This is a genomic window from Pseudomonas sp. SWRI179 (assembly GCF_014268705.1).
Lineage (GTDB): Bacteria > Pseudomonadota > Gammaproteobacteria > Pseudomonadales > Pseudomonadaceae > Aquipseudomonas > Aquipseudomonas zanjanensis.
Genome location: NZ_JABWRA010000041.1, coordinates 1 through 12,330 on the forward strand (window position 1 = coordinate 1; position 12,330 = coordinate 12,330).

The 12,330-nt window shown below is 63.6% G+C and carries 8 protein-coding genes; 6 read left to right on the top strand and 2 right to left on the bottom strand.

Translation table 11 applies throughout. From position 1 onward, the window contains the following. Positions 1–208: 208 nt before the first annotated feature. On the bottom strand, positions 209–1,543 hold the full coding sequence (locus tag HU767_RS21080; protein WP_186706613.1) for a phosphate ABC transporter substrate-binding/OmpA family protein: 1,335 nt from the start codon (positions 1,541–1,543) through the stop codon (positions 209–211). Positions 1,544–1,759: 216 nt separating this feature from the next. Then, the gene (gene xthA / locus HU767_RS21085) at positions 1,760–2,572 is read right to left on the bottom strand and encodes an exodeoxyribonuclease III (protein WP_186706614.1); all 813 of its coding nucleotides are present in this window, start codon (positions 2,570–2,572) and stop codon (positions 1,760–1,762) included. A gap of 177 nt (positions 2,573–2,749) precedes the next feature. Here xthA and HU767_RS21090 point away from each other — a divergent pair, with 177 nt between their 5' ends. From HU767_RS21090 to HU767_RS21115, 6 genes are all read left to right on the top strand, one after another. Next, the gene (locus HU767_RS21090; RefSeq protein ID WP_186706615.1) at positions 2,750–3,394 is read left to right on the top strand and encodes a GNAT family N-acetyltransferase; all 645 of its coding nucleotides are present in this window, start codon (positions 2,750–2,752) and stop codon (positions 3,392–3,394) included. 83 nt (positions 3,395–3,477) lie between these two features. After that, the gene (locus HU767_RS21095) at positions 3,478–5,187 is read left to right on the top strand and encodes an autotransporter assembly complex family protein (RefSeq protein WP_186730405.1); all 1,710 of its coding nucleotides are present in this window, start codon (positions 3,478–3,480) and stop codon (positions 5,185–5,187) included. Next, a complete protein-coding gene (locus tag HU767_RS21100; RefSeq protein ID WP_186730382.1) occupies positions 5,184–8,870 on the top strand; it encodes a translocation/assembly module TamB domain-containing protein in 3,687 nt (1,228 codons plus the stop codon). Before HU767_RS21095 ends, HU767_RS21100 begins: the two co-directional genes overlap by 4 nt. A gap of 232 nt (positions 8,871–9,102) precedes the next feature. Then, positions 9,103–9,576 carry a MarR family transcriptional regulator gene (locus HU767_RS21105; protein ID WP_186706617.1) on the top strand — a complete coding sequence of 158 codons (474 nt, stop codon included), beginning with the start codon at positions 9,103–9,105 and terminating at the stop codon, positions 9,574–9,576. Further along, a complete protein-coding gene (locus HU767_RS21110; RefSeq protein WP_186730383.1) occupies positions 9,573–11,042 on the top strand; it encodes an efflux transporter outer membrane subunit in 1,470 nt (489 codons plus the stop codon). The genes HU767_RS21105 and HU767_RS21110 overlap by 4 nt, the downstream gene beginning before the upstream one ends. A gap of 15 nt (positions 11,043–11,057) precedes the next feature. Next, complete coding sequence (locus tag HU767_RS21115) at positions 11,058–12,257, top strand: HlyD family efflux transporter periplasmic adaptor subunit (protein WP_186730384.1); 1,200 nt, start codon at positions 11,058–11,060, stop codon at positions 12,255–12,257. Positions 12,258–12,330: the final 73 nt, after the last annotated feature.

Consider the following 12,330-nt stretch of genomic DNA (forward strand, 5'->3'; position numbering starts at 1 on the left):
GCAATGGCGCAAGGTGAGGTCGTTCGGTCTTACGCCGAGATTAATGCGATAAACATAAGGCTTTTGTGGCGAGGGAGCTTGCTCCCGCTGGACTGCGTAGCAGGCCCAAGTTTTTGGTTCGACACACAATGCTTGGGGCGGCTGCGCCACCCAGCGGGAGCAAGCTCCCTCGCCACAAAAGCGGGTTAGGCGTTTGATGGCGTCGTTGCTAGTAAACCCAAACCTCCACCCGCCGATTCCTGACCCGTCCTTCATCCTCGCTGTTGGCCGCCACCGGCATCAACGCCCCGAACCCTCGCACTTCCCGCAGCGCCACGCCGTATTTGACCAATTCCCGTCGCACCGCCATGGCCCGCAGTTTGGACAACAGATCGGCCCGCGCCGGGTCGTCCTTGGCGTCGCCAAAGCCCACCAGGGTCACGCGTCGGTCGGCTTTGCCATGCTGCTTTATATAGTCGAGCACACGGCCCAGGTCCTGGTGGGCCTTGTTGTCCAGGCTGGCGCTGCCTTCTTCGAAACGAAAATTCACGGTCAAGCGTTGGGCATGGCGGCTCAGGGCCTGGTAGCCCTCGGGCATCAGTGCATTCGGTGCGACGGCCATGGCTTGGACGGTCTGGGCGATGAAACCGTTGGCGGCGACGATGGCCTGGCCTTTGTCGCTTTGGGTAAACGCCACCAACGCTTCGGCCCAGGGGTTGGTGCCCCAGGGCGGCAGATAGAAAAACAGGCGCCGGGAAAGCGGGTAGTCCTCGGTGGCGATCAGGTGGTTAAGCGGCAGCATGGGCTGGGATGCGCCGTCGACAATGGCCAGCGCCTTGGCCTGGCGCACGTAGGGCAAACCGATGAAACCGATGCCTTGCGGGTCCTGGCTGACCGCGTCGGACAACTGTTCGCTGGATTCGAAGCGTCGCGCTGTAGGATCCAGCCGTTTTCCCTGTCGGCTAAGGACCAGTTCCTTGAAGGTGTCGTAGGTGCCGGACTGCTCATCCCTGGCGTACAGATGAATCGGCCCGCCCGTGCCGCCGACGGCTTCCCAGGTTTTTGCCTCGCCGCTGAATATTCGAGCCAGCTGTACGGTATCGAGCTGGCGCAGTGGGTTGTGGGGATGAAGGATGATCGCCAGGCCATCGATGGCGATGACTTGTTCGGCGGCAGGACTTTTCAGGTCGCCCAGGGACGACAAGTCCTTCAGTTCGCTGTCCTTGATCGGCCGGGAGGATGCCGCCAGGTCGGTGCTGGCCTGTTTAAGGGCAGCAAAGCCGGTGCTGGAGCCGTGGGCCGCGATATCGACCTGCACCCGCCGGCCATCGGCAGTCTGGCCGACGATGCGCTGCTCATTGTCGCGCCCTGTGATTTCGCTGCTGACCCTGAGTAGCCCCTGGTCCTCCATCAATCCCCTGACCAGCGCCGGTCCCAGCGCCGCACCGATGGTATTGGAACCCTGCAGGCGCAAGGCTGGGCCGTGTTCGGGAATGGGCAAATTGCCGGCCCATGCCACGAACGGCAGCCAGAGGCCCATGAAAAAGACAACACACAGCCGCATGCCGACACCTGCTGAACCCGAGGAAGTGCCGGAAGATTAAGTCAGTCAGGTTACTGAAAGGTGACAGGGGTGCTACCTGTTAGCCCGACTCACCACAAATCTCCTGTGGGAGCGGGCTTGCTCGCGAAAGCGGTGTGTCAATCGACATAAATGTTGAATGTGCCGACGCCTTCGCGAGCAAGCCCGCTCCCACAGGGGGATGTGGATGCTTCGGACTTAGCCCAACTGCAACCAGATCGGCGCATGGTCCGAGGGTTTTTCCATGCCCCGCAGCTCGTAGTCCACGCCGGCATCCTTGACCCGTGGCAGCAGGCCGTGGGAGGTGAGGATCAGGTCGATGCGCAGGCCGCGCTTGGGCTCGTCCTCGAAACCGCGGCTGCGGTAGTCGAACCAGCTGAAACGGTCGGTGACGTCCGGGTTCAGGTGGCGGAAGCTGTCCACCAGGCCCCAGTTCTTCAGGCGGGCCATCCATTCGCGCTCTTCCGGCAGGAAGCTGCATTTGCCGGTCTTCAGCCAGCGCTTCATGTTGTCCGGGCCGATGCCGATGTCGCAGTCTTCCGGGGAAATGTTCACGTCACCCATTACCACCACCGGCTGGTCGTTGCTGAAGCGGCTTTCCAGCAGATGCTGCAGATCGCTGTAGAAACGTTCCTTGGCCGGGAATTTGGTCGGGTGGTCGCGGCTTTCACCCTGTGGGAAATAACCGTTCATGATGGTCACCGGCACGCCATTGGCATCGGCGAAGGTGCCCCAGATGAAGCGCCGCTGGGCGTCTTCGTCGTCACCTTCGAAGCCTTTGTACAGGCTCAGCGGCGCCTGGCGGGAGAGCAGGGCGACGCCGTAGTGGCCTTTTTGCCCGTGGTAATGCACGTGGTAGCCCAGGGCCTGCACTTCGGCCAGGGGAAACTGTTCGTCGTGGACCTTGGTTTCCTGCAGCCCGATCACATCCGGCTGATGCTTCTCGATCAGCGCCGCCAGCTGATGGGGGCGGGCGCGCAGCCCGTTGATGTTGAAGGAGACGATCTTCATGGTCGGCTGTCCTGGCAAAACTGCGATGCTAGCTGACATGTGGGAAGGGAGCTAGCGTGGCAGTAGGACAAATGCGCTGCTAATGTCCTTTGCACGTAGGAACGATCACGATCCTATCGAGCTCGTACTCAATAAGAGCAGGGCCTTACCGAGCCTCGCCCCAGGAGATCCAACGCCATGCCTGAAACCGCCATCGCCGACGTCCATATGCTCGACAGTGGTTATTCCCGTGAAGCCCGTTCGTTGCTGTACCAGGCCTATCGCCATGAGCCGACCTTCAGCTACCTGTTCGAATCCGAGCGTCCCGGTTATGAACAGCGGGTACGGGCCACGGTGCGTGAGCTGGTCAAGCAGCATTTTCTCCAGGACCTGCCGGCCATCGGCCTGCTGGTCAACGACCGCCTGATCGGCATCGCCCTGATCGCCCCGCCACAACGGCGCCTGGGCATCACCGAAAGCTGGGCCTGGCGCCTGCGCATGGTCTTGAGCACTGGTTTTCGTTGCACAAGGCGCTACTTGGACTATCACGCAGCGGTGCTGGCCTGCCTGCCGTCCGATGCGGTCCATGTACTGCCGCTGCTGGGGGTGCACCCACAGTTCCAGGGCAAGCATTTCGGCGAACAGTTGCTCACGGCGGTGCATAACTGGTGTGCGGTGGACGAACATTCCCGGGGCGTGGTGCTGGACACCGGTAACCCGCGTTACCTGGAGTTTTATAAACGCCAAGGTTACGAGGAAATCGGGGAAGTGGCGGTAGGACCGATCCGCGAGCATGTGTTCTTCCACGCCAACCCGCAGGTTCTGCAAAGCGCAACGGCATAGTCGGGCGAACTTTTAGGAAATGTCCGGCTCTATCAGGCACCTACGCTCGTGATAGCATCCGCGCCATGAACCGCTCAGGAAGAATGATCAGTGGCGCGCTCTTGCTGTCCCTCAGCTGCGTGGCCCTGGCAAAAAGTGAATTGGAAGTACGCGTCCAGCCGTCCAACGACGAACTAAAGGCCAACGTAGAAGGTTACATCGGTGGCTTGGGTGATCGTGACGAGGAGGCCTTGCTGCGCTTCAGTCGCGGCGCCGAGGAACAGGCGCGCAAGGCCGCCCAGGCGCTGGGCTACTACCAGCCGCAGATCGACAGTGAGGTCAAGGGCGGCAAGGACCCGCGCCTGGTGCTGACCATCGACCCCGGCGAGCCGGTGCACTTGCGCAATGTCACTGTGCGCATCGATGGCCCGGCGGCTTCGCTCAAGGCTTTTCGCGTACCCGGCAACGCCGGCCTGAAACCCGGCGCGGTGCTCAACCATGGCCGTTACGAAGATGCCAAGCGGGTCATCCAGAACCAGGCCTCGCGCTATGGCTATTTCAGTGGGCGCTTTACCCAGCAGAAACTCCTGGTAGACCCTCAGGCGGGCCTCGCCGACATCGAGCTGGTCTACGACAGCGGCCCGCGTTATGCCTTGGGTCCGGTCAGCTTCGAGGGCGACACGCCGTTCGACGAAGACTTGCTGCAACGCATGGTGCCGTTCAAGGCCGGCACGGCGTACGATTCCGAACTCATCGCAGAACTCAACCAGGCCCTGCAATCGAGCGGTTATTTCGAAGGCGTGCGCGTCGATGCCGCGCCCACCGCTGCCACCGATAACGTGATTCCGGTGGCGGTCAAGCTCGACACGCGCAAGCCGCGCACCATGGGCCTGGGCCTGGGCTTTTCCACCGACGTCGGTCCCCGGGCCAAAGCCAACTGGACGCGTCACTGGGTCAACCCCCAGGGCCACAGTTATGGCTGGGAAGCGGAAGTGTCGGCGCCCCGGCAGAACGTCGGCCTGTGGTACGACGTGCCGCTGGACCCGCCGCTGACCGACAAGATGCGCTACGCCGGCGGTTATCAATATGAAGAACTGGCCGGCACCGACAGCCTCAGCAAACTGCTCACCGTGGGCCCGGAATGGCACAGCAAGTTGCCCAGTGGCTGGCAGCGGGTGGTGTCGCTCAAGTGGCAGCGCGAGGAGTACCGCCTCGGCGACGATGCGGGCCTGAGCACGTTGTTGATGCCCGGCGTGAGTTATTCCTACCTGCGCAGCGACAACCGCATCGACCCGCACAACGGCTACCGTTTGCAGTTCGACACCAAGGTCGCCAAGGAAGGCCTGGGTTCGGACAACAACCTGTTATACGGCACCGCCATGGTCAAGGGCCTGACCACCGTGTTCGACAAGCATCGGCTGCTGGCTCGGGCGCAGATCGGCGGGAGCGCCACCAATGGCTATAAATCCATTCCGCCGTCCCTGCGCTTCTTCGCCGGTGGCGACCAGAGCGTGCGCGGTTACGACTACCAGAGCCTGTCTCCGGAGAACTCCGAGGGCGATCGTATCGGTGGTCGCTACATGGTCGCCGGCAGCCTGGAGTATCAATATTCCATCGCGGAAAAATGGCGGGTGGCGACGTTCATCGACCAGGGCAACTCCTTTAATAGCCTGGAGCTCCCGAGCCTGAAGACCGGCGTGGGTGTTGGCGTGCGTTGGGTGTCGCCGGTGGGGCCGATCCGCCTGGACCTGGCCCATGCGATGGACGACGAGGGCGGCATTCGATTGCACTTTTCCATGGGGCCTGAGCTGTGACGCGTGGTTTGAAGAAAACGCTGCTGGCGCTCGCCGGGGTATTGCTGGCGCTCGTGCTGGCCTTGAGCGTGGCGCTGGGCACGGCCTTTGGCAGCCGCTGGGCCCTTGGCCTGGTGCCTGGGCTGAGCGTGGAAAATTTCCAGGGCCGGCTGGGCGGGCAGTGGAGCGCCGATCGGCTGCTGTGGCAGCAGGGCGACAGTCGGGTGGAGGTGGATCGGCTGATATTCGCCTGGTCGCCGCTGTGCCTGGTGCGCATGACCCTGTGCATCGAGCAGCTCAAGGCCGACCAGATCGCGTTGCAATTGCCAGCCTCGGCCGATGAGCCAAGCAGCGGCCCGATCAGCTTGCCGGACCTGGACTTGCCGCTCGCGATCGAACTGGGCGATGTGCAAGTCGGCAGCCTGTCGTTCAACGGCAGCGAGCAGCTCAAGGGCTTGCAATTGGTTGCCCATTGGACCGCCGAGGGCCTGCGGATCGATTCGGTGCAATTACAGCGCGACGCGCTGGGTCTGCAGCTGTCCGGCTTGTTGAAGCCGGGCGGCGACTGGCCATTGAGCGCCGAAGGCCGATTGACCTTGCCGGCGCCAGGTGCGGCGCCCTGGGCCCTGGAGCTGAAAGTCGACGGCAACCTGCTCAAGACCCTCAACCTCAAGGCCGCCAGCAGCGGCTACCTGCAAGGCCAGTTGACCGGTGAGCTGCAACCGTTGGCGGACAACCTGCCGGCCAAGGTGCGCATCACTGCCGACGGCTTCAAGGCCAGCGGCGATCTGCCCGACACCTTGTTGCTCAACCAGCTGGAACTGACCGGCGCAGGCGATCTGAAAAACGGCTACCAACTGCTCGGCAAGGCGACCCTGCCGGCCGAGAAAGGACCGGTGGCGTTGCTGCTACAAGGCACCGTGGATGCCAATGGCGCACACATCGCCGGTTTGGACCTGGACGCTGGCGATCAGCAAAGCCTGAAGCTCAACGGGCAGTTGGACTGGCGCGAAGGCCTGAGCGCCGAGGCGAAAGTCGCCTGGCTGGATTTCCCCTGGCATCGCCTTTATCCGCTGATCGACGAGCCGCAGGTGACCTTGCGCAGCTTCAACGGCGAAGTCTCGTACACCGACGGTAAATACCTCGGCAACTTCCAAGCCGCCCTGGACGGACCGGCCGGAGCCTTCAGCCTGGACAGCCCCTTCAGCGGCGACCTGACGCAAATTCATCTGCCACAGCTCAAGCTCGCCGCGGGGCAGGGCAAGGCCGAAGGGCACCTGAGCCTGCAATTTGCCGACGGCATTGCCTGGGACACGGCGCTGCAACTGTCGGCTATCAACCCGGCGTACTGGCTGGGCGAACTGCCCGGGACCCTGGCCGGGCCGTTGCGCAGCAAAGGAGCGATGAAGAACGACCGCCTCGACCTCGACGCGGACCTGGACCTCAAGGGCAAGCTGCGCGGCCAACCGGCGCAATTCCAGGCCAAGGCCAGCGGTGCCGGCGAGCAGTGGAACCTCAGCGCGCTGGATATCCGCCTGGGAGACAACCGCATCAACGGCAGCGCCAGCCTGCAACAGAAACTCACCGGCCAGATCGACATCAAGCTCTCGCGCCTGGCCCAGCTCTGGCCGCAACTGCGCGGCCAAGTGGTCGGCCGGGTCGACATGGCCGGCACGCTCAAGGCGCCCCAAGGCAAGCTCGGCCTGCAAGGCACGCAGTTGGCGTTGCAGGACAATCGCCTGCAAAGCCTGAACCTCGATGCGACCCTCGACAGCGCCCAGCGCGGCAAGCTCGACCTCAAGGCCAGTGGCATCCGCGCCGGCGAAACGTCGTTAGGCGTGCTGACCGTCAGCGGGCAGGGCGACATCAAGCGGCAATCACTGAACCTGGATTTGCAGGGGCCGCAGCTCGACACGACCCTGGCACTCGACGGCGCCCTCGACCAGGGGAGTTGGCGCGGGCGCCTGGCCAGCGGCGAGGTGCAGGCCGGCGGCCAAGCCTGGCGCCTGCAAGCCCCGGCGAAACTCGAACGCCTGGCCGATGGCACGCTCAACGTCGGTGCCCATTGCTGGCGTTCCGGTGAAGCCAGCCTGTGCGGTGAAGACCAACGGCTGATGCCGGAGCCAAAGCTGCGCTATCACCTCAAGCAATTCCCCATCGAAAGCCTGGCCCAGTGGATGCCCAAGGATTTTGCCTGGCAGGGCCGGCTCAACGCGGACCTGCAATTGGACCTGCCGGCCAGCGGCCCGAATGGCCGCATCCTGGTGGATGCCAGTGGAGGCACCTTGCGGATTCGGGATAAGGCGAGTGATAAACCGCGATGGCTGGACTTCCCGTACCAGACCCTGACGCTCAACAGCCGCCTGACCCCCAAGCGCATCGACACCGACCTGAATTTCGTCGGTGCCAGGCTCGGCGAACTGATGCTCCAGGCGCAAATCAACCCGCTGCCGGCGAGCAAGCCCTTGAGCGGCTCATTCCGCCTGACCGGCCTGGACTTGTCCGTGGCCCGGCCGTTCGTGCCGATGGTGGAAACCCTCACCGGTCACCTGAACGGCAGCGGGACATTATCCGGTGGTTTGCTCGCGCCCCAGGTCAACGGCAACCTGGTGCTCAGCGACGGCGAAGTCTCCGGGCCGGAGCTGCCGGTCAGCCTCGAAGCCTTGCAAGTGCGGGCGATGATCGCCGGCGAAACGGTACGGCTCGACGGCGACTGGAAAAGTGGCAAGCGCGGGCAGGGCAGCCTGACCGGGAACATCGGCTGGGGCGAGGCCCTGTCCATGAACCTGGCCCTCAAGGGCTCGCAACTGCCGGTCACCGTTGAGCCTTATGCGGTGCTCGACGTGGCACCGGACCTGAACATCACGATGCAGGGCGAGCAGCTTTCCATTGCCGGCAAGGTCCTGGTGCCCAAAGGCGAGATCACTGTTCGCGAACTGCCACCGTCCACCGTCAAGGTCTCGGATGATACGGTGATCGTCGGCCACCAGACCGAAGAGGGCAAGGCGCCGCTGGCCATGGCGATGGACATCGACGTGATCGTCGGCCAGGACAAACTCGCATTCTCGGGTTTCGGCCTGACGGCCAACGTCCAGGGCCAGGTGCACATCGGCGACAACATGGACACCCGCGGTGAACTGTGGCTCAACGACGGCCGTTATCGCGCCTACGGGCAACGGCTGACGGTGCGCCGGGCACGGCTGCTGTTCGCCGGCCCCATCGACCAGCCCTACCTGGACATCGAAGCCATCCGCCAGACCGACGATGTGATTGCCGGCATTCGCTTGAGCGGCAGCGCCGAGCAACCGACCACGCAAATCTTTTCCGAACCGGCCATGAGCCAGGAGCAGGCATTGTCCTACCTGGTGCTGGGACGACCGCTGAGCACCACGGGCGAGGACAACAACATGCTCGCCCAGGCCGCCTTGGGCCTGGGGTTGATGGGCAGTTCGGGGGTGACCAGCAGCCTGGCCAATAACCTGGGCATCGATGATTTCCAGCTCGACACCCAGGGCAGCGGCAATACCACCAGCGTGGTCGCCAGCGGCAACCTCTCGGAAAAGCTCAGCCTGCGCTACGGCGTCGGCGTGTTCGAACCGGCCAACACCATCGCCCTGCGCTACAAGCTCAGCAAGAAGGTCTACCTCGAAGCCGCCAGCGGCGTCGCCAGCTCGCTGGATATCTTCTACAAGCGCGATTTCTAACCTCTTCCTGAATCCCCAGCGTCCAATGTGGGAGCGGGCTTGCTCGCGAATGCGGTGTATCAGTTAGCGATTTGTTGACTGACACGCCGCATTCGCGAGCAAGCCCGCTCCCACAGGTTTGTCTGCGTTTCGTCTGTTGGTGAATAGCACGCTAACGATTTGTTTGACATTTGCTGCCTAAGCAGTAATATTTCGACATACATTCACTGCCTAGGCAGCAAACGGTGCCCGGATGAAGCATTTCACCCCTGACGAATTTCACAATTGCCACCTCGGCATGCTGCTCGGCCGCGCCGCGCTGCTCAAGGACCGGATCATCGACACCCACATGGAACCCGTCGGCATCACCGCCGCGCAGTTCAAGGTGTTGATCATCATGGCCCAGCACGGCATCGACACGCCGGTCGAGCTGTGTCGCTACCTGTCCCTGGACAGCGGCTCGATGACGCGCATGCTCGATCGGCTGGAGCAGAAAGGTTTCCTGGTCCGCCAGCGCTCGGCAGAGGATCGGCGCCAGGTGCAATTGGTGTTGACCGAAGCTGGCCAGGCCCTCGCCGATCGCCTGCCGTTCATTGGTGCCGACGCCATGAATCAATTGGCCGGTGCCATCAGCCGCGAGGAGCTGCAAACCCTCGAAGACATCCTCAAGAAAATACTGCTCGCCGCCGGTGATCCCATCACCGTGTTGCGATTGGGGGAGAAATGAAACGTCAAACCTTGCGTACCCGCTTGAGCCTGGTGCTGTTGGCCATGAGCCTCGCCGGTTGTGCCAGCTACAGTGGCTTGAAGACCGAAGGCGTCAGCCTCGAGGCCAAGAGTCTCCAGGCTGGACAATCGTTGAATGGGGTCACGCTGTCGCCGGCCGCGTGGCCGAAAAACGATTGGTGGAAAAGCCTCGGCGACCCGCAACTCGACGGCCTGATCCGTGAAGCCTTGCGCGACAGCCCGGACATGCAAGTCGCCAGCGCCCGGGTCCACCAGGCCAGTGCCGTGGCCTATGCCGCCAACGCCGCACGCCTGCCGACCCTGGATGCCAGCGGCAGCGTCAGCCGTTCGCGCCTGGCCCGTGACCAGGACCCGCAAGGGCAGGGCGGGGCCTACAGCACCCTGCGTTCGCTGAGCGTGGACTTCAACTACAATTTCGACCTCTGGGGTGGCCAGCGTGCCGCCTGGGAAGCCGCCCTGGGCCAGGCCCGCGCCGCCGAGATCGATCGCCAGGCCGCGCAGCTGACCCTGGCCGCCGACGTGGCCCGGGCCTACAGCGACCTGGGCCAGGCCCACATCATTCATGACTTGGCCGCCGAGGACCTCAAGCGCACCCGGCAAATGCTCGATCTGGGCAAGCGCCGTCTCAGCGCCGGGATCGACAGCGAATATCAGTTCCAGCAAACCGAAAGCCTGGAAGCCAGCGCCGATGCGACCCTGATCGACGCCGAGAAACGCCTGCAGAGCGCCAAGATCGCCCTGGCCGTGCTGCTGGGCAAGGGGCCGGACCGTGGCAACGAAATCGCCCGGCCGAACGTGCTGCAAGCCAGCGCGGTCGCCTTGCCGTCGAACCTGCCGGCCGAGCTGCTGGGCCGCCGTCCCGACCTGGTCGCGGCGCGCTGGCGGGTGGAGGCGGCGAGCAAGAACATCGAGGCTGGCAAGACCCAGTTCTATCCCAACCTCAACCTGAGCGCGGCGGCGGGAGTGCAGTCGTTGCTGGGCGATGCGATGTTCGGTTCGCCCAGCCGTTTCTTCAACGTGGCGCCCACCGTGTCGCTGCCGATCTTCGACGGCGGCCGTTTGCGTGCGGACCTGGATGCCCGGGACGCCGATTACGACCTGGCGGTGGCGCAGTACAACAAGAGCCTGGTCACGGCCCTTGGCGATGTCAGCGACACCATCAACCAGTTGCGTGATATCGCTCGCCAGATCGGCGCCCAACAACATGCCACCGACATTGCGCAGAACTCCTACGACACCGTGGTCCAGCGCTACGGCTCGGGCATCGGCAATTACCTGGACGTGCTGAGCATCGAGCAGCAATTGCTTCAGGCCCAGCGCCAACTGGCGAACCTGAATGCCGAGCAGATCGATTTGTCGATCCAACTGATGCAGGCCCTGGGCGGTGGTTTCGAAGCCCAGACCCTGGCGGCGGCCACGCCGACCCCTGCCACGCCGACCCACTGATTCGAGGTACTTGTCATGGCGACTGCCGAAACGACTCAATCCGCACAAACCCAAGACAGCGGCAACCCACGCAAGCGCAAGGTCATGCTGTTGGCACTCACGCTGATCGTCATCCTCGCGGGCCTCGGGGTGTGGGGCTGGCATGAACTGTATGGTCGCTGGAGCGAAAGCACCGACGACGCCTATGTAAATGGCAACGTGGTGGAAATCACTCCGCAAGTCACCGGGACCGTGGTGAGCATCGGTGCCGATGACGGCGACCTGGTGCGTGAAGGCCAGGTGCTGGTGCAATTCGATCCGAACGATGCCGAAGTCGGGCTGCAAAGTGCCCAGGCCAACCTGGCCCGGACCGTGCGCCAGGTGCGTGGCTTGTACAGCAACGTCGACGGCATGCGGGCGCAGGTCAATGCCCAAGAGGCCGAAGTGCAGAAGGCCCAGGAAAACTACAGCCGACGCAAGAACCTGGCGGCCGGCGGGGCGATTTCCCAGGAAGAACTGTCCCACGCCCGGGATGACCTGACCTCGGCGCAGAACGCCCTGGCCAATGCCCGGCAACAGCTCAAGACGACCAGCGCGTTGGTGGACGATACCGTGGTGTCATCCCATCCCGATGTGCAAGCCGCGGCCGCGCAACTGCGCCAGGCCTTCCTGACCAATGCCCGCAGCACCTTGATCGCGCCAGTCACCGGCTATGTCGCCAAGCGCACCGTGCAGTTGGGCCAACGGGTGCAGCCGGGCACGGCGCTGATGGCGGTGATCCCGCTGGATCAACTGTGGATCGATGCCAACTTCAAGGAAACCCAACTGCGTGACATGCGCATCGGCCAGCCGGTGGACATCGAAACCGACCTGTACGGCAGCGATGTGAAGTACAGCGGCACCATCGACAGCCTGGGCGCCGGGACCGGCAGCGCGTTTGCCTTGCTGCCGGCGCAGAACGCCACCGGTAACTGGATCAAGATCGTCCAGCGGGTGCCGGTGCGGATTCACATCAATGCCCAGGAGCTGGCCAAGCATCCGCTGCGGGTCGGCTTGTCGACCCAGGTCAGCGTCAACCTGCACGACCAGAGCGGCCCGGTGCTGGCCCAGCAACCACCGCAGAAAGCCTCGTTCAGCACCCAGGTCTATGACCGACAACTGGCCGATGCCGACGCGATGATCACTCGCCTGATCCACGACAACAGCGCCGCGGCGAGCAAGACCGCGCAGCGCTGACCACTGTTGGCGGGCGATCTGTGCATTAGCAGGATGGTAAAAAAACCTGTGGGAGCGGGCTTGCTCGCGAATG